The following is a 22,842-nucleotide window of genomic DNA, read 5'->3' as shown; positions in this document are numbered from 1 at the left end:
CGGAAACGCGAACAATCTTCGTGAAATTTTTCGATCAGCCATTCGGCCGCAGGCGGACGGTGTAGCCGCCGTTCTTGGCCACCGGCACCGACAGCGTGCTGTCCCGGTGCACCCGCTGGCTGGTGCGGACGATCTTGCCCTCGGGACCGTCGGCGTAGATGTCCGCGGTCCACTCACCCGCGGGCAGGAAGGACAGCGCGGCATCGAGGTTGCGCCCCTCCCCCGCCAGCGCCGCGCCCACGTACCACTCCGCGCCGCCGCGCCGGGCGATCACCGCGTGCTTGCCGGGATCGCCGGCCAGCAGCTTGGTCTCGTCCCAGACCGCGGGCACCGCGCGCAGCAGCTCCTCGGCCAGTGGCTGCTTGGCGTAGCTCTCCGGGCTGTCCGCGAAGTGCTGCACCCCGGACTCGTAGAGCACCGACAGCGCCAGCTCACCGGCGTCGGAGTTGGGCCGCACCCCGCTGAAGGTCACCGGGGTGAAGTCCATCGAGCCGGTCAGGTTCCTGGTGAACGGCAGGGTCAGGTAGTGCTCGATCGGGAACGGCTCCCGGCCCGGCCTCGGCTTGGTGCCCTCCGCGCCCTTGACCGCCTCCACCGTCATCACGTGCGGCCAGGTGCGCTCGGTGCCGCGCGGGATCGGCGCGCCGTGGAAGTTGAGCATCAGCTTGTACTTGGCCGCGGCCGCGAACACCAGGTCGTACCAGCGCATCCGGTCCTGGCCGTCGGACTCCACGAAGTCGATCTTCAGGCCGACCACGCCCCAGTCCTGGTACCGCTTGAACAGCCGTTCCAGCTCGCTGGGGGTGTCGATGGTCTGCCAGCGCACCCACAGCCAGGTGTCCACGTTGCGCGCCTTGGAGTAGGCGACCAGCTCAGGGATCCAGGAGTCCGCCCAGCCCGAGTCGACCAGGTTGTACTCCCAGCCCTGCTTGCTCGCGTAGTCCACGTAACGCTTCTGCAGGGCCAGATCCCCTGTCCCCAGCGCCCACCAGGACCAGGCCGCGACCCCCGGCTTGATCCACGAGGTGTCCGCGATCTTGGACGGCGGGGCCAGGTCGGTGATCAGGTCGCTCTCGGTCACCGTGGCCAGGTCGCCGATGACCATGGTGCGCCAGGGCGTGGCCAGCGGGCCGGTGCTCACCTCCGCCGGGTCCGGCAGCACCAGCTTGAACTTCTTCTCCGCCGGGTCCAGCCGCACCCGGGAGCCGCCGTAGCGACCGTCCACATCGGACTCAGCCAGCAGCAGCCAGCTGTCCTCGACCCGGAACAGCGCGGGATAGCCGTACTCGGCGGCCTCGGCCTGGGCCACCGTGCCGTGCTTGTGCGCCGACTCGTAGTCCCCGCGCCCGTTGTCGAAGGGCAGCAGCACCGAGTGCGCGGTGGCCGGGACGGCGAACTCGGACGCCTCGCCGACCACGGTCACCCACTTCGGCCCGGAGAGCACGTAGCGGTAGGCCACGCCGTCCGCGGCGACCCGGACCACCAGGTCGATCCGGTGGCCGTCCTTGGTGAAGCGCAGGGTGGTCTCGGCCGCCTCGGTGCTGTGCTCGCGGCGCTTGCCCACGCTGGTGGTGTACTTCTCCTGGATCGCGCGCTGGCTGATCCCGCTGAACCGCAGGCCGCTGGTGAAATCGGCGTACGCGGTCTCCACGCCCAGCGCGGAGGGCTCCAGCAGGGTGGTCCCGCCCCGGCGCACGGTCAGCTTCAGCCGCCCGTCCGGACCCAGGTCCACCTCGGCCGAAGGACTCGCGGCCGCACCCGGCACCGCGCGCGGGCCAGGGGCGGTGAGCTGCCAGTTCGTCGGAGTGCTCGCGCTGCCGACCGCTGGCAGGCTGAGCGCGACCGCGCTCGTGGCCAGCACACAGACCAGCGCGATCCGGCCGCCGCGCTGCCGCGGCGTTCGTCGTCTCATCGTGCGTTCCTCCCGGATACCTGGCGGACGGCAGGTCCGAGTCAACCGGGTCGGATCAGGTACTCCTGTATACGTTTGCAGACTTCGCATGAAAAAAGGGCGGCCGACCGTGCCGACCGCCCGTCGCGCTACACCCGAGCTAGACCAGGTCGAAGGACCCCGCCCGCAGCGTGGACTGGAACGTGCCCCACGCGCCCGGAGTGAACACCAGGGCGGGACCTCTGGCGTTCTTGGAGTCCCGGACGCCGACGACGTCCGGAACGATGGCGACCTCCACGCACTGGCCGCCGTTGCCGCTGCTGCGGCTGGACGTGCGCCAGGTGGCGTAGGAAAGGCCGGAGGACAACATACTGACCCCTATTTACTCGAATTCACTCACTACCCGCTCCATGAGTGCGACGGACTCGGCCGGGCCGAGTGCCAACGCTTGCAAGCGGTCGAAGGCGAGCTTATACACGTCCAAATCCGCGGCTTCATCGAGATAGACGGCCGAGGTCAGGTCTTCCAGATAAACCAGCGTCGGCGCGGGTTCGTCCGGAAAACGGAGCATGGTGAAGGTGAATCCGATGGCGGCATGCGCCCCGGACCGCAAAGGCAACACCTGGATGGTCACGTTGGGCCGCCGCTGCACCTCGGCCAGAAATGTGAGTTGTTCTCGCATCACTGCCGGACCGCCCACCATTCGCCGGACCGCGGCCTCGCTCATGATCAGGTTCAGTCGCTGAGGGTCACCGCCGAGCAGCCGCGCCTGCCGCTCGGCGCGCACCCGGACCAGCCGGGCCACCTGGTCGTCGTCCAGCTCCGGACTGACCGCGGCGATCACCGCCCTGGTGTACGCCTCGGTCTGCAGCACCCCGGTGATCAGCTCGGCCTCGTAGACCCGCATCTCGGAGGCGGCCGACTCCAGCCCGACGAAGGTGCGGAACCAGTCCGGCACCGCCTTGCCGTACTTGGACCACCAGCCGCGCTTCTTCGCCTCAGCCGCGATGACCAGCAAGGACGCTGACAGGTCGGCGGGCGCGGCGTAGAAGTCGAGCAGCTTCTCCAGCTCGGCCTTCTTCACCGCGACGTTGCCCAGCTCGATCTTGGTGATCTTGGACAGCGAGCAGTCCAGTAGCTCGGCCGCGCTCTCCCGGTCCCGTCCCGCCGACTCGCGCAGCCTGCGCAGCTCCGCGCCGACGTGCCGCCTGCGCACCGTGGGGCTCTCGGCCACGCGGTCCTCCTCGTCAACCTCCGGCACGCACAGTTACACCATCGAGGGATGTGGAAAATGGAACATTCTGTTTTACTGTGCGACAAGTCTGGGAGGGCCACACGGTACAGGCCACCCCGTCTCACTCATTCGAGTGACCCCCGGCGATCCGCAGCGGAAAGGACGCACCATGGCCACGCCGGCGACCTTTCCGTCGCCCACCGCGCATTCGGCCAGCACCCTCCGGCTCCGGGCCGACGGGCTGGATCCGATTGAGGAACGCATTGCCGAATACATGCACATGTCGCTACGTGACCAACGATTGCTGCTGGGCTCACTGCGCGAACGCAGCATCGAATTCCGCGCCTTCGACCGCCGCTCCTCGCTGCTGGTCTACACCGCGCTGGTGGGATTCACGCTGGTCGCCGTCTCGGTGACGCTGCACAGTTTTCACGTGCCGCGATTCCTGGCCAGCGGCTGCGCGGTCGGCGCGCTGCTCATGCTGGTGATCGTGCTGGTCGGCATCACCCGCCGCCGGGAGGCGCTGCTGTGGGCCGCGGTGGCCGCGCACAGCGCGGACCTGGAACGCGGGCCCGGCCCGCTGCCCGAGCCGCGAGCGGCCGAGCCGGACTAGTCCCAGAGCAGGTCTAGTCCCACAGCACCGGGGTTTCCGAGCAGCGCGGCGCCGGTATCGCCGTGCCCCTGGTGAACTGCGCGCACGGCGTGAACGAGAGCGCGGGCGCGGCCAGCAACAACAGGCTGACGAAGAACCGCTGCCCGGCCACCGTGATCACGAAGTCCACCCCGGTGCGCCGCGGCGGCGCGGGGTCCTCGGAGGCGTGCCTGCGCTCGTCCTCCTCGGCCATCAGCAGCAGGTGCCGGTAGGCGGCCTCGCCGCCGGCCGGGACCTCGGTGTCGAAGGCGGCCACGAAGGTGGTGCAGCTCGGGTCGAAGGAGCCGGCCCCGCGCACCAGTCCGGCCAGGTCGGCCCAGGTCCGCGCGGCGTCCGCGGGATCGGCGAGGGTGCCGTAGGTGCGCTGCACCAAGCGCCGGTGGGCGCGTTGAGGCGTCGTCATCTCGTCCTCCCGGAAATCAGTCCCACTCAACCGGCAGGGTCCGCACTCCGTAAACCGCCATCTCGTGCCGGAACTTCACCTGTTCGGGGGCAATAGCCAGCCGCAGACCGGTAACCGGCAACAGAGCGCGCACGGCCTCGGTCAGTTCGGTCCTGGCCAGCAACTGGCCGAGGCACTGGTGCACCCCGTGTCCGAAGGCCAGGTGCGGCGCGCCGCGGCGGTGCGGGACGAGCTGGTCCGGTTCGGCGTAGACCGCCTCGTCCCGGTTGGCCGAGGACAGCGAGACGATCACCCCGTCGCCGGGCGCCAGCCGGACGCCGCCGACCTCGGCCGCGCCCACCACCGCCCGCACCACGCCCTGCTGCACCACGCTGGCGTGCCGCAGCAGCTCCTCCACCGCGGCGGGCACCAGGTGCGGATCGGCCAGCAGCGCCGCCCACAGCTGAGGCTGCCGGAGCAGCAGCAACATGCCGATGCCGATCATGTTGGCGGTGGTCTCGTGCCCGGCGACCAGCAGCAGCCTGCTCATGCCGACCAGCTCGGCCCGGCTCAGCTCACCGGTGCGCACCCGCCGCCGCACCAGCCTGCCGAGCAGGTCCTCGCCGGGGTCGGCGATCTTGGCCGCGACCAGGCCGTCCAGGTAGTCCCACAGCTCGGCCATGGCTGTGGTGACCTCGGCCCCCGGCCGGGAGCGGTCCAGCTGGACCTCGCTGCGGCTGCCGAAGAACTCGCGGTCGGCCAGCGGCACGCCGAGCAGGTCGCAGATCACCAGCACCGGCAGCGGCTTGGCGAACCCGGCCACCAGGTCGGCGGGTGCTCCCTCGGCCAGCAGTCCGGCCAGGCACTCCCGCGCCCGCGCCCGGACCGCTGGGCGCAGCGCGGCCATCCGGCGCACGGTGAACTCGCCGGTGAGCATCCGCCGGTACCGGCCGTGTTCCGGCGGGTCCATCGACAGGAATGTGCCGGGCGCGCGCGGACCCTCGGGCGCGGGCCGGAGCTGCGGGAAGCCGGGACTGGCCGGGTCGCTGGAGAAGCGCGGATCGCTGAGCACGAACCGGGCGTCGGCGTGCCGGGTGATGAGGTAGACCGACTCCCCGTGCGGGGTGCGCACCAGCGAGACCGGCTCGCTCGCGCGCAGCTGCGCGAACCGCGGTGGCGGGTCCAGCGGGTTCACCCGGCTCGGCGGGTAGTCCGGGGGCACCGGTCCATCAAACCCGGCGCTCCCGGACTTCGAAAGGGGTGAGGGGTTGCCCCCGCCGCCAGACGGACAACCCCTCACGTTCATGGTGCGACCTGCTGTACCTGGTACGGATCGCGGTGCCGGACCGGTTCAACCGAGTTCCGTGAGACCGCTCCCAACACCCCGAAAGACTGGTCTTCGGCCCACCTCCGGACAACCCCCGATCGTCTCTTTTGTCGGAAATCGGTCACGGGGTGACGAGCCGCCCGGCGAGGATGATCAACACCTGCACCTGGATGCTGCTCGCGTAGTAGTCGGTGGTGCTCAGCGAGGTGCCGGCGAGCTTGGCCCACAACCGGTCCAGCCAGGCCTGGCTGCCCGGGTCGGTCATCGCGGCCACCGCGAACGGTGCGAAGAAGGCCGCTGAGCTGCCGCTCTCCACCACCGAGCCGTTGAGGTCGTAGCTCCTGGCGATCCGGTTCGGGTCGCCGCCGGTGGCCTGCTTGACCCAGGCGTTCATCTTGCGCGCCTGGGCCTGCGCGGCGCTGCCGCCGGCGGTGATCGCGTCCGCGCCCAGCCGCCACGGGTCCCGGCAGGCGTTCCAGCTGTACTTGCCGTCGGTGAACTCGTTCTCCAGGAACTTGCCCCGGGCCGGCCGCACCGAGGACAGCGTGTTCACCACGAAGTCGGGCAGCAGACCGGTGTTCGGCGCGAACTGCTGCTGGAGCTTGGTGGTCGCGTTCTCGGTGGCCGTGCGCACCTGGTGCCAGAAGGAGTCGCCGGTGGCTCGGGCGAAGGCGCGGAAGTGGCCGGGCATCCAGTCCGAGGTGCGCGAGCCGTTCGGGTAGTTCCCCGAGGTGGCCCAGTCGGCCACCAGCGGCAGCTTGCTGGTCTGGTGGATCTCGCTGCGCTTGATCGCGGCGATGATCCGGAGCGCTTCCCGCTTGTAGTTGTAGGTGCCGCCGCTGCCCCACTTGCGGTCGGCGATCAGCAGCGCGTAGGCGATCTCCAGGTCGGAGTCGGTGGCCGAGTCGCTGCCGTTGACGCTGACGCAGCTCTCGTTCTGCTCGGCGGCGTGCAGGTCGCGGTCGATGACCGAGGGGTGGTTCTTGACGTAGCGCAGGATGCCGTCGAAGTAGGTGCGCGCCTGCGGGTCGGCCTCGGCCATCAGCGCGGTGATGGTCATGCCGTAGCCCTGGCCCTCGCCGACGAACGGGTGGTCGGCGTCCACCGAGTGCACCGCCCACTGGCCGCCACCGCAGCGGTCGGTCAGGAAGTTGGCCTTCCACTGCTGGTAGTAGCGCAGCAGCACCTGGTCCTGCTCGGCCTGGGAGACCGAGGGCCGCAGGGTGCCGGGCAGATAACCGTTGGCGGGCGGTGGTTCCTGGCCGTCCGCGCCGTAGGCCTCGAACTCCCACAGTGAGTAACCGTAGGTCGTGCCGCGCTGGGTGCCGGTCAGCTTCAGGTACCGGGCGGTGGTGCTGACCCCGATGTCGTCGATGCCGCCGTCGCCGGTGCTGGTGCTGTGCAGCGAGCGCCAGGCGCTGCCGTCGTCGGATGCCTCGATCCGGTAGGCCTTGCCGTAGGCGGTCTCCCAGTTGAGCCGGATCCGCCGGATGTCCTTGACCGCGCGCAGGTCCAGCTGGATCCACTGTGGATCGGCGCCCTCCGCGCTGGCCCACCTGGTGGCCGCGTCGCCGTCCACCGCCTTGCCGCCGGCCAGGGTGGCGTCCTCGGCGCTGGAGGTGGTGACGGCCGCGCCGAGCGCGAGGTTGGTCGCGGCGGCGGCGGTGCCCGCGCCGGCGCACAGGCCCGCGGCCAGGGTAGTGATCATGACTCCGGCGAGCAGCCGAGGTGAAGGGGTCATTTCGCGTCCTCCGACTAGCGGGATCGGGAGAGCGACAGCAGGGGATCCGAGGGTGACCCAGGCCACGTTGAGCGTCAAGGTCGTTAGGGAACTTTCCTCTCCATTAACGCGAAAACTGGTCCGGTCGGCACAATCGTTTGTGCCAACCAGACCAACCGCGCGGTGCCGCTGACGAAAGTCGATGGTTGGCTGGGCTGGTGTACCGCGACGAGGACTTCCCCGCCGACCCCTACCCGGGCGCGGTGCCGCCCACCTCCTACGTGCACGCCGACGGCCGGGCCCACCCGCTGCGCGAGACCGGGGCCGGGGCCGAGGTGGACGGCCTGGACCTGGACGAGTGGCTGGCCCGGCGCGGTGAGCCGCCGCTGGCGGCCAGGCTGCCGGTGCTGACCTACGGCTCCAACCGCAACCCGGCCAAGATCACCTGGCTGCGGCGGAACCTGGGGCTGGACGGCGCGGTGGTGGTGCTGCGGGTGCGCTGCCAGGACCTGGCCGCGGTGTGGGCCTTCGGTTTCCGGGCCCGCGACGGCGCCCGCCCGGCCACCCTGGCCTCCGCCCCTGGGGTCACCGAGACGCACGCGGTCTGGCTGGCCACGCCGGCGCAACTGCGGGTGCTGGACGTGGTGGAGGGCAGGGGCGTGCGCTACCAGCTGGCCAGGGTGCACACCGGACGGGTGACGCTGGGCACCGGCGCGCACCTGGACGGCGTGCTCTCCTACGTGGCCCGCGCCCCGGAGCGCGAGCCGCTGCTGGTGGACGGCCTGCCGGTGCACTGTGCGGACCTGCCGCAGCACGCGGCCCGCGACCTGCGCGGCGAACCGGGGTCCTGCGGGCTGGCCGTCACCGAGGTCACCGGCGAGCCCGGCCCGGCGTTGTGGCCCGACCGGGTGTTCGTCTACGGCACCCTGCAACCGGGCTGTTCGGCCTGGTCACTGGCTGCCCCGCTGGTCGGCGGCCGGCCGGTGCGGGCCGCGGTGCCCGGCACGCTCTACGACACCGGCGAGGGTTATCCCGGCCTGCTGCCGGGTACCGGGGAGGAGGTGCCTGGCTGGCTGTTGCCGTTGGCCGACCCGGTGGCCGCGCTGCCGGTGCTGGATGAGTACGAGGGCGAGGAATATCGGCGGATCCGGATCGCGCTGGCCGACGGCACGGTGTGCTGGACCTACGTCTACGCCGCGGCCACCGCGGGCTTGCGCGTGGTGCCGGGCTGGCCTGCCGGGCACGTGTGAAGATCGTCGCAGCGGGAAACCCGAGGGGGCTGACTCGGGAGGAGACATGACCGTGCGTTTTCGACCTCTACTCGCGCTGTCCGCGCTGGCCCTGGTGACGGCCGCCTGCGGGCAGCCCACCGCCCAGTCCCCCGGCAGCGGCCCGCCGAGTGGCCTGAGCACCACCGCCAGCACCGAGCCGACCAGCCCCGCCACCAGTCCCGCGGCCAAGGAACAGCCGCCGGAGGTCACCGCCGAGGCGCAGGTCGGACGGTGCACCGCGGAGCAACTGCGCGGCGAGCTCAAGCCGGGCGACTCCGGCGCGGGCCAGCGCTACGCCACCCTGGTGGTGACCAACACCGGCAAGAGCAACTGCACGCTCTACGGCTACGGCGGCCTCGCCCTGCTGGACGGCTCGGGCCACGCGCTGCGCACCAAGCTGGAGCGCAAGGCCAACCCCGGCCCGAAGCTGGTCACGCTGCGACCGGGCGGCAAGGCGGCCAAGGATCTGCACTGGGGCGCGGTCCCCGGTGAAGGGGAGCCGACCACCGGCCAGTGCCAGCCCTCTCCCGCCAAGATCAGCGTGATCCCGCCGGACGAGCGCAACCCGTTCGAGCTGGCCTGGTCCCTCGGCCCGGTCTGCCAGCAGGGCAAGATCGAAGGCTCGGCCTACCACCCGCTGTGACCCGTTGACCTGGTGAGCACCGGCGGGTTGGGTGGCCGGATGAAGCACAGAATCCTGCCGCTGGTGCTCGCCCTGTTGCTGGTCGGCGGCGTGTCCTCGGCCGCCCCCGCCGGGGAGGCCGGGACCCGCAGCCGTCTCGACGTGGTGACCGCGCGCGGTGAGCTGCGGGTGTGCAGCACCGGCGACTACCGCCCGTTCACCTACCGCGCCCAGGACGGCACCTGGACCGGCATCGACATCGACCTGGCCCGCGACCTGGCCACCCGGCTGGGGGTCCGGCTCAAGATCGTGCCGACCACCTGGAAAACCCTGCTGCCCGACTTCCGCAGGCACTGCGACCTGGCCGTCGGCGGCATCTCGATCACCCTGGACCGCGCCCGGCAGGCCTTCTACAGCAAGGCCTACGTCCGCGACGGCAAGACCCCGATCACCCGCTGCGAGAACAAAGATCGATTACAGACCCTGGAGCAGATCGACCAGCCGGGAGTGCGCGTGGTGGTCAACCCCGGCGGCACCAACGAGCAGTTCGCCCGCGCCAGCCTCAAGCGCGCAACCATCGTGCCGCACCCGGACAACAACACCATCTTCGACGAGATCATCGCCGGCCGGGCCGACCTGATGATGACCGACGCCACCGAGACCAAGTGGCAGGCGAAGCAGCGCCCGGAGCTGTGCGCGGTGCACCCGGAGACGCCGTTCACCTTCAGCGAGAAGGCCTACCTGGTGCCGCTGGGCGACGTGGTCTTCCAGCAGTGGGTGGACCAGTGGCTCAACCTGGCGATGCACGACGGGACCTGGGCCCGGATCAGCAAGCCATGGCTGGGGTGAGTCACCCGAGCGGCCACCCGAACGGCCGATCAAGGTAACGGCGGCGCGGGGACCGGCGAACTCGTTCCTGTCCCGGGTTTTCCGGGCTCTGGAACGAAAGGGGACCGGCGTGCCGGACCTGGAACCCGGGCGGATCCGGCTGTGGTGGTGGTCGGCACCGTCGCTGGTGCGGGCCGCGCCCGCACTCGGCGGCGCGGCCCTGCTGGTGGCCTTCGCCTGGCCCCGGACACCGCCGCCCGCGGTGGCCGCGATCCCGCCGGTGGCCGTCCCGCCCGCCGCGGAGGCCCCGGTGCGGCCCGCGCCGCCGCCGAGCTCGGCCCCGCCGGTGCGGACCAGCGTGGCCAAGCTGGGTGAACGCTGCCCGAAGCCCGGTGAGCGGGCGGTGACCAAGGCGGGCACGGCGTTGCGGTGCGTGCGCAAGCCCGGCGAGCGGCGCGCGGTCTGGCGGGCGGTGTGACGGTGGAACTGGCCCAGGCCACCAAGGTGCTGCGGGCCTGGCAGGTGCCGACCAACCCGGTCGCCTACCGCTGCCCGGCCGGGCACGGCGTGCTCGGGCTGTACCGGGACCGCGCCGCGCAGGCCGGGATCGTGCTGGCCTGCGCCGCCTGCGCGCACCGGGTCACAGTGAGCCCGGACGTGCTGGGTCCGGCCGCCTCGGCGACCCGGCTGCCCGGCACCATGGAGCCGCTGCCCGAAGGCGGCGGAATCCCGTTGCTGCCCAACGGTTCCGCGCCCAGGGGTCAGCTGGCCGACGGCCTGGTGCGCACCTCCGGCTGGCTGCTGGTGGGCAACCGGGTGGTCGGCTCCGGCCTGCTGTGCGCGCTGCTCGGCGCCGGTCTGGCTGTGGCGCTGGTCCCGGCCGAACCGGCCTGGGCGGCGGCCGCGGCGGTGCTGGGCTTCGCGCTGTGGCGGGTGTTCGCGCGCTGGCTGCGGCCGTGCTCGCGGGCCAGGAACCTGGACCGGGTCACCGCGGCTGAGCTGGCGGAGGGGATGTTCGTGCGGCGGTACGGGCAGATCGGGCCGGTGGCGCGGGTGGAGTCGGCCACGCCGTGGACCGACGGGATGATCGCGGTGCACTTCACCGGCGGCGGGCAGGAGCGGTGGGCGCCAGCGCGGCGGGTGTGGGTGGCCGAGCTGCTGGACTAGCGTTTCCCGGGTGATGCCGGACTATGCCGCGGACATCCGGGCGAACCTGGAGTCGGTGCTCGGGGACTCGGTGCTGTCCGAGCAGCGGTTGTGGGGCGCGGTGGTGGCGGTGGCGGTCACCTCGGGGCGGGTGGCGGCGCTGGGTGAGCTGGTCGGGCGGGGTGAGCGGCTGTTGTCCGCCGAGGCCTTCGACGCGGCCAGGTCCGCCGGGGCGGTGATGGCCATGAACAACGTGTTCTACCGGGCCAAGCACCAGCTGGCGGATGAGGAGTACCGGCGGCTGCCCGGGCGGTTGCGGATGCGGGTGGTGGCGCGGCCGGGGGTGGACAAGGCCGACTTCGAGCTGTGGTGCGTGGCGGTCAGCGCGGTCAACGGGTGCCGGGTGTGCCTTGAGCTGCAAGAGCGGAAGGCGCGCGAAGCGGGAGCGGGCGTGCCGGAGGTGCACGAGGTGCTGCGGGTGGCGGCGGTGGTGCACGCCGCCGGGGTGGTGCTGGCCGCGGAACGGGACCACTGCGCTCCGTGTTCACACCACTGAGGGACAATTGCGACGCGATGGTGGAAGACGAGCTGGAGCTGCTGATCACCGTGGTGGTCGCCGCCGAGAACGAGTCCCAGGCCAGGAACGCCTGTCTGGGACTGGTCGCGTTGGGCGGCGGACGGATCGTGGAGGCCGGTGACTGCTCCGACGAGGAGCCGGGCTGCTGGTCGGTGACGATCAGCCAGCCGAGTGCCGAGCGGGCCTCGGCCAGCGACGCCGGGGCGCTGTCCAGGGCGGTGCGCACCTTCGTCCGCGGGCTGGGGCCGGATGTCGGCATGCCCAGGGTCTCCTGCGAGCCGCCCACCGCGTGGACCGTGCTGGACGAGCCCGACCTGGTCACCCAGCTGGTGCCCGGCGGCGAACGGGTGCTGGTGGAGGCCTGGCTGGGCGCGAGCCCGTTGCAACAGCCGCCGCCCGCCGCCGAGGACCCGGACGAGGTCGTGCCGGAGCCCGCGCCGGTGGTGCTGCCGGACGGGCCGGTGCAACGGCTGCGGCTCTCCGTTGACGTGGCCGCCGACCGGCGGGCCGGGGCGGAGTGGCAGGCCAGGGCGGTGGCCAGCCGGATCACCCACCACGGCGAGCTGACCGACTTCACCCCGTGCGGGCCCGGCGTGCTCGGGGTCGAGTTCGACCTCGGGCTGGTGCCGGGGGACGCGGCCAGCGCGCTCAAGGCGGCGATGGCCCAGCTGGGGCAGGACAACTGGTCGGCGCTGGAGTTCGACGGCGAGCACGCGGTCAGCTACTGGTCGGCCGATCCCGCGCCCACCGCGGGCGTGATCGCGTTGCAGCTCAGCGCGGGACCGGCGGAGCAGTGACCGGAGCCGGGCCGGCGGCCCAGCCCCGGTCAGCGCCTCACTTCACCCAGGCCGCGGTGAACGGACCCCAGTTGCCGTCGGCGTCCTTGGCCCGCACGTAGGCCAGGCGCTCCAGGCCCCAGGCGCCGACCTTGCCGCCGACCTCGACCGTGGTCCCGTCGCCGCCGACCTTGAGCTTGCGGGCCTTGCCGCCGTCCCAGGGCGCGCGGTCCAGGTAGACCTCGGCCTCGGCCACCTTCTGCGCGGCCGGGCGGCCCACGCCGACGTTGCCGTAGGCGTTGTCATCGGCCTTGGCCGCCACCTCGACGCTGAACAGGCCGCGCTTGACGCTGAGCCCGGACACGGTCGGGCCCAGCGTGGAGACGTAGGGCTGACGCGCCGACTTGGCCGCGTACAGCAGCGCGTCCTTGTTCAGCTCCCAGAACTTGTCCTGGCAGCTGTAGGCCGGGTGGAAACCGTTGCACTCACCGCTGTTCGGGCCGATCTCGAAGGTGAACCCGGCGATGCCCAGCTTGTCGTAGGCCCAGTCGTCGGCCGCGCCGGTGACGTTGTAGAGCACCTCGCCCGGCTGGCCGGTGTTGTAGCCGTTGTAGCCGCTCATCCGGAAGGCCATCGAGCGCAGCCCGGCGTCGTTGGGGGTCTTGGCCTTCGGGTCGTGGCCCCAGGGCAGCAGCACCAGGTTGCCGTAGGTGTGCAAGGTGATCATCGCGCCGCGGGTGGTCACCGGGGCCGCGTCGTTCTCACCGGGGCCGCGCTGGTCCGGGAACAGCTTCTCGAACAGCCCGGCCAGCTGGTGGGTCTCCGGCTCGCTGGCCGCCTTCGGGCCGCGGTAGGTCTGCGAGCAGGGGTTGTTCGAGGTGCCGACGCCGCCCCAGCGGGAGTCCCAGTTGCGGTTGAGGTCGATGCCCTCGTGGTTGGCGCTCCACGGGCCGGGGCAGGGCGTGACACTGTTGCTGTCGTTGAGGTTCTTGCGCTGCCAGGCCGAGCTGTTGGCCGAGGTGCCGGAGTTGGTCAGGCCGTCCTGCACCACGCCGACGCCGTCCGGGTTGACCTGCGGCACCACCCACACCTCGGTGCCGCCGAGCAGCGCGGCCACCTCGGCGTCGTTGTGCGCGCCGTCGAGCAGCCTGGTGATGAACCGCCAGGCCATCTCGGAGGTGGTCACCTCGCGGGCGTGGATCTGGGCCATCAGCAGGAACCGCGGCTTGGCCGAGTCCGGCTTGAGCTCGCAGCCGCGCCAGGCCTGCGCGGTGATGCACAGCGCCTCCAGCCGGTTGCCCTTGGCCGGGTCCTGCTGCCGCTGCCAGGACTCGCCGTAGCCGACCCGCTTGGTCAGCTCCGGGTAGCGCTTGGCCACGTCGGCCACGAAGGAGTGAAAGCCCTCGACCGTGCGGTAGCCGCCGTAGAAGGTCGGATATTCCTTGTCCGCCAGTCGTTTCGGCTTGGGGTAGGCAGCGGCCGCGCGCGGGGTCGCCGCGGCGGGCGCCTGCTGGACTCGGGCCGTGCGGGCGCCGAGCCCGGCCAGCCGGTCCTCCGCGCCGGGCTGGCCGAGCACCAGGATCGCCGAGCCCTCGCGGCCGAGGACGTCGAACCCGGCCTCGACGAGCTTCTGCCCGAGCTCGGCCGGGTCGCCGGGTGCGGTGACGTGCAGGATCCGGGCCGGGTCAGCGGCCCCGGTGGCCAGTGCGGGCACCGGCAGCAGCGCGGCCGCGGCGACCGCGGTGGCGGCCAGCGCGGTGCGCAGCAAGAGGCGTTTCGCCATGTGAGCAGCCGTCCTTCCAGAGGATCAGTACGGCACGATCCTGTGATGCGTCCGTGACCTGGAACAAGCCCCCGGACGGCGGTAGAGGGCACGCCGCGTAGTCCCGGCCCTCACTCCAATGGCGGTGGAATTCAGCCTGATCTTGGTTGTACTGAGGTGGGGTTTGGGTACTACCTTCAACTAAATAAGCCGTGCCATGTCCGTGGCACGGCTGGAGCCGCGTGGAGGAGTAGGGCGCAAGATGGCAAGTGTGGAGCAGGTTCGCAACGGAATCCTCCAGGCCAACGAGAAGGCGCAAGAGAGCCTCGGCGCCCTGCAGGCGGCCTCCACCGCCATCGAGCAGGCCAAGGGCGCGCTGCTCCAGGTCGTGCAGGGCAGCAACCAGCCCGAGGCCGAGCAGGCCGCGGGCATGCTGGACCAGGCGATGGCGAACCTGACCGAGACGCACCAGCAGGTGACCCAGGCGATCAACACCGCCGAGGGCTACGCGAGCAGGCTGTAGGCCCGGTGTCGTCCATCGCGGAGGTCGCCGCCGCACTGGCGTCGGTGCGCGAACAGCTTCTCCAGGCACATCAGGTGCTGATCGAGGCCGACGAACTGATCGGGGAAACCCTGGCCGCACTGGCGAAAGCGGGCAAGCACCACTCGGCCTCGCTGGTCCCGCCCGAGCTGCTGGGCGCGGGCCAGGGACACGGCCGCACCGTGGAGCTGGTCACCGCCGCGCTGGACCGGGTAGAAGGCCTGATGACCTCCCTGTGACACTGACTACGTGATCTTGGGCGGTGCAGCGTGAGCAAGAAGATCGAGCGACGGGCACGGATCAGCGCGGTCTTCGGCGAGTTCCACGACGCCGTCGCGATGGCCCTCGGCGCGGCGCGCCAGGAGCACATCGTGGCCGAGGCCCAGCACCGCAGGGCCGAGTTCGAGCTGACCCTGCGCAAACGCGGAATCCGTGCCGTGCAAGCGGATCCGGCCTTCGCCGCGCAGTGGGCCGACCCGGCGCTGCGGCCGCTGGCCGAGCGCGCGCTGGCCGAGCACGAGCAGGTCTTCGCGCAGTGGACCGGCGACGGCCCGGCCACGCTGACCGCGCTGGTCGCCGAGCACGCGCCCGGTTCGGCCGGCGAGCACTGGGAGCACTGGCTGGGCAGGCCGGGCGAGCGGGACGGCAGCACGCCCGCGCCGGGCCTGTGGCGGATCGGCTCGGCCCGGCTGGAGGACGCCTCGCTGGCCGAGGAGTTCCCGGCCGCGGTGCCGCTGCTGGACCACGGCCACCTGCACGTGGTCTCCGCGCACAACACCCGGATGCTGGCCGAGGCGCTGGTCGAGACGCTGGTGCTGCGCACGCTGTCCTACTTCCAGCCTGGCCTGGTGCAGGTGCACGTGTGGGACACCGGCCAGTTCACCGGTTCGCTGCCCGGCCTGTACCCGCTGGCCCGCGCCGGGCTGCTCACCGTGCACGACCCGAGCCGGTTGCAGGACCTGCTCAGCGAGTTCTCCGAGCACATCCGCCGGGTGCACACCCGGATCCTGGTGGACGGCCACCACTCGCTGCGCGCGCTGACCGCGGCCACCGGCAAACGTTCGGAACCCTGGCGGATCGCGATCCTGTTCGGCAACCACGAGAACCTGGACGACCAGCTCCGCCAGCAGCTGCAACGGGTCGCGCGCAATGGTTTGGCCTGCGGCATCCAGCTGGTCATGGTGGACATGCGGCTGTCGGTGAACAGCCCGCTGGAGACCGTGGAGCTGCACGAGGACGGCCGGGTCACCTCCACCATGACCGGCGAGCACGCGGTGATCACCCTGGACGAGCCGCTGCCAAGGGACCGGGTGCCGATGGCCTGCGGGGCGATCGCGGACGCGCTGCTGGAGCGGCGCAGCCGGGTGTGCACCTTCGCCGACCTGCTGCCGGAGACCCGCTGGACGGAGCACTCGGCCACCGGGCTGAGCGCGCCGATCGGCCGCAGCGACGGCCAGGACGTGCTGCTGCACCTGGGTGACTCCTCGCCGCACGCGCTGATCGGCGGGCCGAGCGGCTCCGGCAAGACCAACTTCCTGTACGCGATGCTGGGCAGCCTCACCGCGCGCTACTCCCCCGACGAGCTCGAGCTCTACGTGCTCGACTTCAAGGAGGGCGTGTCCTTCGCCCAGTTCACCCCCGGCCGCAAGGACCCGAGCTGGCTGCCGCACGCGCGGCTGGTCGGGGTGAACGTCAACGCCGACCGGGAGTTCGGGCTGGCGCTGCTGAAGTACCTGGCCGATGAGATGCGGCGCAGGGCGGAGGCGGCCAAGCGGCACGAGGTGACCAAGCTGGAGGAGCTGCGCGCGGAGGACACCGGCGGGCGGTGGCCGCGGATCGTGGCGGTGATCGACGAGTTCCAGTTCCTCTTCGCCGAGCGGGACGCGGTGACCAGCCAGGCAGCCGGGCTGCTGGAGGACGTGGCGCGGCGCGGGCGCTCGCAGGGCATCCACCTGGTGCTCTCCAGCCAGGACGTCTCCGGCATCGAGGCGTTCTGGGGCAAGCCGGCCATCTTCGAGCAGTTCATCGTGCGGATCGCGCTGCCCAAGGCGCGCCGGGTGCTGGTGGAGACCAACCAGGCCGCGATCGAGATCCCGCGGCGGCACGCGGTGATCAACCACGACTCCGGGGTCCGGCACGGCAACGAGGTGGCCCGCATCCCGGACGCGACCAGCCGGGGCACCTTCGACGCGTTGCAGGTGGAGCTGTGGCAGCGCAGGCCCGCGAACCTGGGCGAGCCGAGGCTCTTCGACGGCGACCACGTGCCGCCGCTGTCCACTGTGGAGGACTTCCGGCTGCTGGAGCCGCGCCGGGGCCGCCCGCCGGTGGCGCTGCTCGGCCAGGTGATCGACGTGGCCGGCAGCGCGGCCGGGGTGACCCTGGCCCGCACGCCCGGCCGCAACATCGCCACCCTCGGCTCGGTGCTGCGCGATGCCGCCAGCGTGCTCGCCGCGGCCACGCTTTCCCTTGCCCGGCAACACCTTCCCGGTGAGGCCAGGTTCACCCTGATCTGCGTGACCGAGGACGCCCGCCCGGCGGCGGAGACGCTGACCTGCGCGCTCAAGGACACCGGCAACGAGGTCGAGCTGCTCGACAGCGACGGCGTGCGCGCCGCGCTGGACGCGCTGGCCGCCGACCTGGGCGCCCGCGCGGCCCGCGGCGCGGGCAACAACGAACCGGCCCGGCCGCACTACCTGGTGCTCTACGCCATCGACGCGGCCTACCCGTTGCTGGAGCAGAAGGACCCGACCACCCGTCAGTCCGGAGTGGACAGTCTCAAGCAGATCCTCAAGCACGGCCCCGAACTGGCCACCCACACCATCGGCTGGTGGCGCAGCGTGCAGCGGCTCAAGAGCGGCTTCCTCGGCGGCGGCATCGAGGACCTGGGCGCCTGGGTGGCCCTGGACGTGCACGGCCCCGACCTGTCCAGCCTGGCCGCCGGCCAGCTGATCAGCTGGTCGCCCCGGCCCCGCCGCGGCCTGTTCTTCGACAAGTCCGAGCACGCGCGGCCCGAGGTCGTCATCCCGTTCGACACCGCAGAGGCCAGCGGGGAGGGGCAACCGTGAACGAGCCGTCCGCGAGCGAGCGCTACCGGGCGATCACCGGCCAGGTGGACGAGGCGGTGCGCCGGATGCAGAAGGTGGACGCCGAGCGCGCCAAGGAGCTGACCGACGTGGTCCGCCAGGCCAAGGAGCGGCACGCCAAGGCCGAGCAGCAGCTCAGCGCGACCGAGCAGGAGCTCAGGGAGCGCTGGCGCGAGGTCGGCGACCTGTTCTACGACGAGCGCTGGTTCCCGATGAAGCCGCTGCCCAAGCCGGTCCTGCCGGCCGACGGCCTGACCATCGAGCAGCGCGCGGAGCGGATCAGGGCCGCGCAGCAGGGCCTGGAGGAGCTGCTGCGCAAGCGCGGCGGGCTGATCCGCCGCCGGGACTGACCAGCGCGCGCCTCACCAGCGCTCGGTGGCGCTGGACCAGGCGGCGGGCAGGCCCGCGATGCCCAGGTCCAGGGCCTCGATGACCTGGGCGCGGAGCTCGTCGATGGTGTCGTAGCCGCGCAGGCAGGCGATCTCCATGCCGAGCCGGGCGCTGGCGCAGACCACCCGGATCAGCAGCCGGCAGCGCAGGTCGGTCTCGGCGGAGACGCCCTGGCGGGCCGCGATCACCTCGGCCAGCCGGTGCTCGACCTGGGCGGAGGTCTGCAACCAGCGGGCGAACAGGGTCGGGGTCTGGCCGATCAGGCGGTGGGTGGCGCAGTAGCGGGCCGGGCCGCCGTCCAGTGCGGCGATGTGGTCGAACATGGCCAGGTAGGTGGCGCGGGTGGCGGTCACCGGCGGTTCGTTGTCCGGGCGGGCGGCCAGCGCGGTGATGCAGAACTCGTCGATCTCGGCGAACTGGGCCAGCGCGACGTCCTCCTTGCCGGCGAAGTACCGGAAGAAGGTGCGCGGCGAGATCTCCACCGCGGCGGCGATCTCCTCCACCGTGGTGGCCTCGAAACCCTTGCCGAAGAACAACTCCAGGGCGGCGTCGACCAGCGCGTTCTTGGTGCGCAGCTTCTTGCGCTCGCGCAGACCCAGCTCGTCCTTGACCATGCTCACACCGTCAGTCTACGTCACATGTCGCGCTCCGCCTATTGTCATGGTATGTTTTTTGTCAGTGAGTGACACGTTCTCTGCTGAGGAGCTCCGCATGACCACCCCGTCCACCGGCCTGGAAATCCGTCTCGCCTCCCGTCCCGAGGGCTGGCCCACCCTGGACAACTTCGACCTGGTCCAGGCCGAGGTGCCCGCGCCAGGCGAGGGCGAGCTGCTGGTGCGCAACAAGGTCATGAGCGTCGACCCGTACATGCGCGGCCGGATGAACGACGTGAAGTCCTACGTGCCGCCGTTCGAGCTGGGCAAGGCGCTGCAGGGCGGCGCGGTCGGCGAGGTGGTCACCTCCAACGACCCCGGCTTCGCCGTCGGCGACCTGGTGCTGCACATGGGCGGCTGGCGCGAGTACGCCAAGGTGGACGTCAAGCACGCGGTCAAGGTGGACGCGAACCTGGCCCCCGCGGGCGCTTTCCTCGGCGTGCTGGGCATGCCGGGCCTGACCGCCTACGCGGGCCTGCTGGCCGCCGGCCAGTTCCGCGAGGGCGATGTCGTCTTCGTCTCCGGCGCGGCAGGCGCGGTCGGCTCGCTGGTGGGCCAGATCGCCAAGCTCAAGGGCGCCGCCAGGGTGATCGGCTCGGCCGGCAGCCAGGAGAAGGTCGACTACCTGGTCAACGAGCTGGGCTTCGACGCCGCGTTCAACTACAAGGACGGCCCGGTGGCCGAGCTGCTCGCCAAGGCCGCACCCGAGGGCATCGACGTGTACTTCGACAACGTGGGCGGCGAGCACCTGGAGGCGGCGATCAGCGCGGCCAAGCCGGGCGGCCGGTTCGCGCTGTGCGGCGCCATCTCGCAGTACAACGAGAAGGGCGAGCCCACCGGCCCGCGCAACATGATCCAGATCGTCGGCAAGGGCCTGAACCTGCGCGGGTTCATCGTGAACGAGTACGGGTCCATGCAGGAGCAGTTCTTCGCCGAGGTCGGCGGCTGGCTGGCCGAGGGCAAGATCAGCTACCGGGAGACCACGGTCGAGGGCCTGGCCAACGCACCGCAGGCCTTTCTTGACCTGCTCAAGGGCGCGAACACCGGCAAGATGCTGGTGACTGTGTAGTTTGGCGCGCTCCGCGCGCGGGATTTTTCGCTCTTGAGTCGCCTTGTCGTGCATCCGCCGCACGCGAAGCAAGCTTCGGATGCGTCGGACGCACGACAAGGCGACGCGAAAAATCAACCCCACCGCGGGTCCAAGAGCCCGGCGTGTCGCTGGCGCGCCACGCCTCTTTCGCAGAAGTCATCCTCCGGCGGTTTGAGCGCCGCTGACCACCCGGCCGTCGTGCACCACCAGGGTGCGCGGCGGCCGTTGCCGTACCGCCTCCGCCACCGAGTCAGCGGGCACCACCATCAGCTCGGCCCGGTCGCCCTCGATCACGCCGTAGCCGCCCACCCGCAGCGCCCGTGCGCCGTCCCGGGTGGCCACGTCGGCGCACAGCTCGACCTCGTCGTCGCGCTCGAAGCCGTTGGCCTCGGCCAGCAGGCGGGCCTGGTCGAGCAGGTCGCCGCCGTCGTCGCCGAGGCCGACCGGCACGCCTGCCCAGCGCAACCGGCGCAGCGGCAGCGGGTTTCCCCAGGCGGTGGCCAGGGTGGTGACCGAGACGCCGTGTTCGGCCAGCAGCTCGGCCAGCAGCTCGCGCCGGTGATCCTCCACAGTGGACAGTGCGAGGCAGTGCGACAGGGTGACCCGGCCGCGCATGTCCAGGGCGGCCACCCGCTCGCAGATCAGCTCGATCACGAAGGCGCCCAGCTCACCGGGGTCGCGCAGCTGGAGGTCGATGCCCACGGAGTGCCGCTCGGCCAGCTCGAAGAGCAGGTCCAGGTGGCGCACCGGGTCGCGGTCGTGGCCTGCCGGGTCCAGGCCGCCGAGCAGGTCCGCGCCCGCGGCCACCGCGGCGTCCAGCAGCTTCTCGCCGCGTTCCTCGCGGACGAGCCCGCCGGCCACGAAGGCGACCAGCTGGATGGTGGCGCGGTCGGCGAAGACCTCCCTGGCGGCCAGCAGCTCGTCCAGGTCCTCGGCCGGGCCGTGCACGCGGAGCAGGGTGGCTCCCGCGGCGACCAGGCGGGCCAGGGTGGCCTCGGCCTGTCCGGCGCACGGCCGGACGTGCGCGGCGACCAGGGCGGGCAGCAGCACGCCACCTGCGCCATCGGCTTCCGGAATCCCTGGTGGAGCGGTGAGTTCCGGCCCGAGCTCGGCGATCGCCCCGGCTCGGCAGAGCACGTCGATCGCGGGGGTGTCGGGCGCGGAGGACCACGGGCGGACGGAACGGATCAGCACATCACCCATTGCCGGACCCTAGGCCCCCGGCCGCGAGCGCACCAGCCCCGCGGCGTGTCACACGAGCTTTCCCGGGTTGAGAACTCCAGTCGGGTCCAGCCGGGCCTTGACCGCGCGCAGCACCTCAATGCCCAGTTCGCCGACCTCGGCGGCCAGCCAGGGCGCGTGGTCCACGCCGACCGCGTGGTGGTGGGTGATGGTGCCGGCGTGGTTGACGATGGCCTCGCAGGCCGCGGCCTTGGCCCGCTGCCACTGCTCGACCGGGGCGGTGTCGGCGCGCGGGGCGAGCACGGTGAAGTACAGCGAGGCCCCGGTCTCGTAGGCGTGCGAGACGTGGCACATCACCACCGGGCGGGCGCGGGCGGTGCTCAGCGAGTCGGTGAGCGCGCCGCGGACCGCGGTGCGCAACGCGGCCAGCCCGGCCCAGTCGCCCGCGGTCTCCAGGGTCTCCACGCACACCCCGGCCTCCAGCAGCGCGTCCCGCTGCCTCGGCCCGCCGTAGCGGCCCTTGCGCCAGGCCTCGCCGAGCGGGCGGCCCAGCCGCACCGGGTTGAACTCCTTCAGCGCGTGCAGCGCGGCCCGCCGCCGGTTGGCCAGCTCGCGCGGGGACCCGGTCTCCCAGCCCAGGATCAGCAGGCAGGGCGCGACCACCCCCCTGGTGCGCAGGTAGGCGCGCAGCGCCCGGCCCTTCCAGCCACCCGCCAGCTCGAGGGACACCTCGGTCTCGTCCATGTCGGACAGGCGGGTGACATCGGCCAGCACCCGCTGCTGGGCCAGCGCGCGGACCGCCGCGGCGCCGCGTTCCCAGCCGTCCACCACCACGCCCTCGTAGTGGTGGAAGGTGGCCGCCGGTCGCACCCGCAGGGTCAGCTCGGTGATCACGCCGAAGACGCCCTCGCTGCCGATGACCAGCCGCTTCAGGTCAGGGCCTGCCGCCGAGGCCGGGACGCCGCCGAGGGTGAGCTCACCGGCGGGGGTGGCCAGCCGCAGCGCGTGCACCATGTCCTCGAACCGGCCGTAGCCCGCGGAGGCCTGACCGGCCGAGCGGGTGGCGGCGAACCCGCCGAGGGTGGCCCGCTCGAAGGACTGCGGGAAGTGGCCGAGGGTGAAGCCGTGCGCGGCCAGCAGCCGTTCCGCCTCCGGCGCGCGCACCCCGGCCTGGAAGACCGCGGTGTGCGAGACCGGGTCCACCGAGACCAACTTGTCCAGCCGGGCCAGGTCCAGGGTGACCACCGAGGCCTTGGTTCCGCGCAGCGCGTTCACCCCGCCGACCACCGAGGTGCCGCCGCCGAAGGGCACCACCGCGAGGTCCTGCGCGGCGCAGACCTCCAGCACCCGCTGCACCTGCTCGGGATCGGCGGGCAGCACCACCGCGTCCGGAACGGCCAGCTCACCGCAGCCCCTGTGCCGCATGAGGTCCACATAGGACAGTCCGCCGGCGCGGCCGAGCCGCGCCTCCCGGTCGGTCAGCACCGCCGCCGGGCCGACCACCTCGGCCAGGGCCGCCAGCGCGGCCGGTGGCAGCGCCGAGTCGGCGACCGGGTGCAGCGAGCCCGGCCCCACCGGCGTGGTCACCTCGGCCAGGCCAATGCGGGAGCGGAGCCAGCGCAGCGCGTGTGGCGGCAGGTGCGCCGCGTTCGCGCCCTCGGGCGTCCAACTGGTGCGGAGGGTGTGGTCGATGCGCTCGGTCACCGCTACAGTGT

Annotated in this window: 23 protein-coding genes; 13 read left to right on the top strand and 10 right to left on the bottom strand. The window is 72.0% G+C overall.

The features are described from left to right. Positions 1 to 34: 34 nt before the first annotated feature. From N8J89_RS03085 to N8J89_RS03075, 3 genes are all read right to left on the bottom strand, one after another. Positions 35 to 1,912, bottom strand: a complete 1,878-nt coding sequence (locus tag N8J89_RS03085; RefSeq protein ID WP_283662842.1) for a glycoside hydrolase family 97 protein — start codon at positions 1,910 to 1,912, stop codon at positions 35 to 37. 139 nt (positions 1,913 to 2,051) lie between these two features. After that, positions 2,052 to 2,261, bottom strand: a complete 210-nt coding sequence (locus tag N8J89_RS03080) for a DUF397 domain-containing protein (protein WP_283662841.1) — start codon at positions 2,259 to 2,261, stop codon at positions 2,052 to 2,054. A 12-nt stretch (positions 2,262 to 2,273) separates the two neighbouring features. Beyond that, positions 2,274 to 3,152, bottom strand: a complete 879-nt coding sequence (locus N8J89_RS03075) for a helix-turn-helix domain-containing protein (protein ID WP_283662840.1) — start codon at positions 3,150 to 3,152, stop codon at positions 2,274 to 2,276. A gap of 142 nt (positions 3,153 to 3,294) precedes the next feature. Between N8J89_RS03075 and N8J89_RS03070 the strand changes: the two genes are divergently transcribed. Then, entirely contained in the window at positions 3,295 to 3,738 is a 444-nt protein-coding gene (locus tag N8J89_RS03070; protein ID WP_283662839.1) for a hypothetical protein, read from the top strand. A gap of 13 nt (positions 3,739 to 3,751) precedes the next feature. On the opposite strand, the gene N8J89_RS03065 is transcribed toward N8J89_RS03070, so the two are convergent. From N8J89_RS03065 to N8J89_RS03055, 3 genes are all read right to left on the bottom strand, one after another. Continuing rightward, positions 3,752 to 4,180 carry a hypothetical protein gene (locus N8J89_RS03065; protein ID WP_283662838.1) on the bottom strand — a complete coding sequence of 143 codons (429 nt, stop codon included), beginning with the start codon at positions 4,178 to 4,180 and terminating at the stop codon, positions 3,752 to 3,754. A 16-nt stretch (positions 4,181 to 4,196) separates the two neighbouring features. Continuing rightward, on the bottom strand, positions 4,197 to 5,381 hold the full coding sequence (locus N8J89_RS03060) for a cytochrome P450 (RefSeq protein ID WP_283662837.1): 1,185 nt from the start codon (positions 5,379 to 5,381) through the stop codon (positions 4,197 to 4,199). Positions 5,382 to 5,607: 226 nt separating this feature from the next. After that, a complete protein-coding gene (locus tag N8J89_RS03055) occupies positions 5,608 to 7,227 on the bottom strand; it encodes a glycosyl hydrolase family 8 (RefSeq protein ID WP_283662836.1) in 1,620 nt (539 codons plus the stop codon). A 185-nt stretch (positions 7,228 to 7,412) separates the two neighbouring features. On the opposite strand from N8J89_RS03055, the gene N8J89_RS03050 reads away from it, so the two are divergent. The 7 genes from N8J89_RS03050 to N8J89_RS03020 all read left to right on the top strand — a co-directional run bounded on the left by N8J89_RS03050 (position 7,413) and on the right by N8J89_RS03020 (position 12,447). Beyond that, positions 7,413 to 8,456, top strand: coding sequence for a gamma-glutamylcyclotransferase family protein (locus N8J89_RS03050; protein WP_283662835.1), 1,044 nt, complete (start codon positions 7,413 to 7,415; stop codon positions 8,454 to 8,456). 46 nt (positions 8,457 to 8,502) lie between these two features. Next, positions 8,503 to 9,120 carry a DUF4232 domain-containing protein gene (locus N8J89_RS03045; protein WP_283662834.1) on the top strand — a complete coding sequence of 206 codons (618 nt, stop codon included), beginning with the start codon at positions 8,503 to 8,505 and terminating at the stop codon, positions 9,118 to 9,120. 39 nt (positions 9,121 to 9,159) lie between these two features. Continuing rightward, positions 9,160 to 9,948 carry a transporter substrate-binding domain-containing protein gene (locus N8J89_RS03040; protein WP_283662833.1) on the top strand — a complete coding sequence of 263 codons (789 nt, stop codon included), beginning with the start codon at positions 9,160 to 9,162 and terminating at the stop codon, positions 9,946 to 9,948. A 109-nt stretch (positions 9,949 to 10,057) separates the two neighbouring features. Further along, complete coding sequence (locus N8J89_RS03035; RefSeq protein ID WP_283662832.1) at positions 10,058 to 10,405, top strand: hypothetical protein; 348 nt, start codon at positions 10,058 to 10,060, stop codon at positions 10,403 to 10,405. A 2-nt stretch (positions 10,406 to 10,407) separates the two neighbouring features. Continuing rightward, positions 10,408 to 11,094: a hypothetical protein gene (locus N8J89_RS03030; protein ID WP_283662831.1), complete on the top strand. Its 687-nt coding sequence runs from the start codon at positions 10,408 to 10,410 to the stop codon at positions 11,092 to 11,094. Between the two features lie 13 nt (positions 11,095 to 11,107). Further along, entirely contained in the window at positions 11,108 to 11,629 is a 522-nt protein-coding gene (locus tag N8J89_RS03025) for a carboxymuconolactone decarboxylase family protein (RefSeq protein WP_283666082.1), read from the top strand. Positions 11,630 to 11,646: 17 nt separating this feature from the next. Continuing rightward, the gene (locus tag N8J89_RS03020; protein ID WP_283662830.1) at positions 11,647 to 12,447 is read left to right on the top strand and encodes a hypothetical protein; all 801 of its coding nucleotides are present in this window, start codon (positions 11,647 to 11,649) and stop codon (positions 12,445 to 12,447) included. A gap of 37 nt (positions 12,448 to 12,484) precedes the next feature. Here the strand turns inward: N8J89_RS03020 and N8J89_RS03015 are convergent, their stop codons facing one another. Beyond that, complete coding sequence (locus N8J89_RS03015; RefSeq protein ID WP_283662829.1) at positions 12,485 to 14,209, bottom strand: M14 family zinc carboxypeptidase; 1,725 nt, start codon at positions 14,207 to 14,209, stop codon at positions 12,485 to 12,487. Positions 14,210 to 14,450: 241 nt separating this feature from the next. On the opposite strand from N8J89_RS03015, the gene N8J89_RS03010 reads away from it, so the two are divergent. The 4 genes from N8J89_RS03010 to N8J89_RS02995 are packed head-to-tail and all read left to right on the top strand — an operon-like array spanning position 14,451 to position 18,162. Then, positions 14,451 to 14,711 (top strand): hypothetical protein, encoded by a 261-nt coding sequence (locus N8J89_RS03010; RefSeq protein WP_252482417.1) that lies wholly within the window; start codon positions 14,451 to 14,453, stop codon positions 14,709 to 14,711. Between the two features lie 5 nt (positions 14,712 to 14,716). Continuing rightward, positions 14,717 to 14,968: a hypothetical protein gene (locus N8J89_RS03005; RefSeq protein WP_283662828.1), complete on the top strand. Its 252-nt coding sequence runs from the start codon at positions 14,717 to 14,719 to the stop codon at positions 14,966 to 14,968. 30 nt (positions 14,969 to 14,998) lie between these two features. Further along, on the top strand, positions 14,999 to 17,794 hold the full coding sequence (locus N8J89_RS03000; RefSeq protein ID WP_283662827.1) for an FtsK/SpoIIIE domain-containing protein: 2,796 nt from the start codon (positions 14,999 to 15,001) through the stop codon (positions 17,792 to 17,794). Then, positions 17,791 to 18,162 (top strand): hypothetical protein, encoded by a 372-nt coding sequence (locus N8J89_RS02995; RefSeq protein ID WP_283662826.1) that lies wholly within the window; start codon positions 17,791 to 17,793, stop codon positions 18,160 to 18,162. Before N8J89_RS03000 ends, N8J89_RS02995 begins: the two co-directional genes overlap by 4 nt. 12 nt (positions 18,163 to 18,174) lie before the next feature. Here the strand turns inward: N8J89_RS02995 and N8J89_RS02990 are convergent, their stop codons facing one another. Then, the gene (locus N8J89_RS02990; RefSeq protein WP_283666081.1) at positions 18,175 to 18,816 is read right to left on the bottom strand and encodes a TetR family transcriptional regulator; all 642 of its coding nucleotides are present in this window, start codon (positions 18,814 to 18,816) and stop codon (positions 18,175 to 18,177) included. A gap of 97 nt (positions 18,817 to 18,913) precedes the next feature. Between N8J89_RS02990 and N8J89_RS02985 the strand changes: the two genes are divergently transcribed. Further along, positions 18,914 to 19,924 carry an NADP-dependent oxidoreductase gene (locus N8J89_RS02985; protein WP_283662825.1) on the top strand — a complete coding sequence of 337 codons (1,011 nt, stop codon included), beginning with the start codon at positions 18,914 to 18,916 and terminating at the stop codon, positions 19,922 to 19,924. Between the two features lie 177 nt (positions 19,925 to 20,101). Here the strand turns inward: N8J89_RS02985 and N8J89_RS02980 are convergent, their stop codons facing one another. Both N8J89_RS02980 and N8J89_RS02975 read right to left on the bottom strand, forming a co-directional pair. Further along, positions 20,102 to 21,148 (bottom strand): amidohydrolase family protein, encoded by a 1,047-nt coding sequence (locus tag N8J89_RS02980; RefSeq protein WP_283662824.1) that lies wholly within the window; start codon positions 21,146 to 21,148, stop codon positions 20,102 to 20,104. A 48-nt stretch (positions 21,149 to 21,196) separates the two neighbouring features. After that, positions 21,197 to 22,831 carry an FAD-binding oxidoreductase gene (locus tag N8J89_RS02975; protein WP_283662823.1) on the bottom strand — a complete coding sequence of 545 codons (1,635 nt, stop codon included), beginning with the start codon at positions 22,829 to 22,831 and terminating at the stop codon, positions 21,197 to 21,199. Between the last annotated feature and the right edge of the window lie 11 nt (positions 22,832 to 22,842).

Source organism: Crossiella sp. CA-258035, assembly GCF_030064675.1.
GTDB lineage: Bacteria > Actinomycetota > Actinomycetes > Mycobacteriales > Pseudonocardiaceae > Crossiella.
The sequence above is the reverse complement of the archived record's forward strand: the minus strand, read 5'-3'. Positions and strand labels throughout refer to the sequence as shown.

Coding starts and splice junctions, on each gene's coding strand:
- N8J89_RS03085 (WP_283662842.1), bottom strand. CDS start 1,912: ATGAGACGACGAACGCCGCGGCAGCGCGGCGGCCGGATCGCGCTGGTC.
- N8J89_RS03080 (WP_283662841.1), bottom strand. CDS start 2,261: ATGTTGTCCTCCGGCCTTTCCTACGCCACCTGGCGCACGTCCAGCCGC.
- N8J89_RS03070 (WP_283662839.1), top strand. CDS start 3,295: ATGGCCACGCCGGCGACCTTTCCGTCGCCCACCGCGCATTCGGCCAGC.
- N8J89_RS03065 (WP_283662838.1), bottom strand. CDS start 4,180: ATGACGACGCCTCAACGCGCCCACCGGCGCTTGGTGCAGCGCACCTAC.
- N8J89_RS03055 (WP_283662836.1), bottom strand. CDS start 7,227: ATGACCCCTTCACCTCGGCTGCTCGCCGGAGTCATGATCACTACCCTG.
- N8J89_RS03045 (WP_283662834.1), top strand. CDS start 8,503: ATGACCGTGCGTTTTCGACCTCTACTCGCGCTGTCCGCGCTGGCCCTG.
- N8J89_RS03040 (WP_283662833.1), top strand. CDS start 9,160: ATGAAGCACAGAATCCTGCCGCTGGTGCTCGCCCTGTTGCTGGTCGGC.
- N8J89_RS03025 (WP_283666082.1), top strand. CDS start 11,108: ATGCCGGACTATGCCGCGGACATCCGGGCGAACCTGGAGTCGGTGCTC.
- N8J89_RS03020 (WP_283662830.1), top strand. CDS start 11,647: ATGGTGGAAGACGAGCTGGAGCTGCTGATCACCGTGGTGGTCGCCGCC.
- N8J89_RS03015 (WP_283662829.1), bottom strand. CDS start 14,209: ATGGCGAAACGCCTCTTGCTGCGCACCGCGCTGGCCGCCACCGCGGTC.
- N8J89_RS03010 (WP_252482417.1), top strand. CDS start 14,451: ATGGCAAGTGTGGAGCAGGTTCGCAACGGAATCCTCCAGGCCAACGAG.
- N8J89_RS02990 (WP_283666081.1), bottom strand. CDS start 18,816: ATGGTCAAGGACGAGCTGGGTCTGCGCGAGCGCAAGAAGCTGCGCACC.
- N8J89_RS02985 (WP_283662825.1), top strand. CDS start 18,914: ATGACCACCCCGTCCACCGGCCTGGAAATCCGTCTCGCCTCCCGTCCC.
- N8J89_RS02980 (WP_283662824.1), bottom strand. CDS start 21,148: ATGGGTGATGTGCTGATCCGTTCCGTCCGCCCGTGGTCCTCCGCGCCC.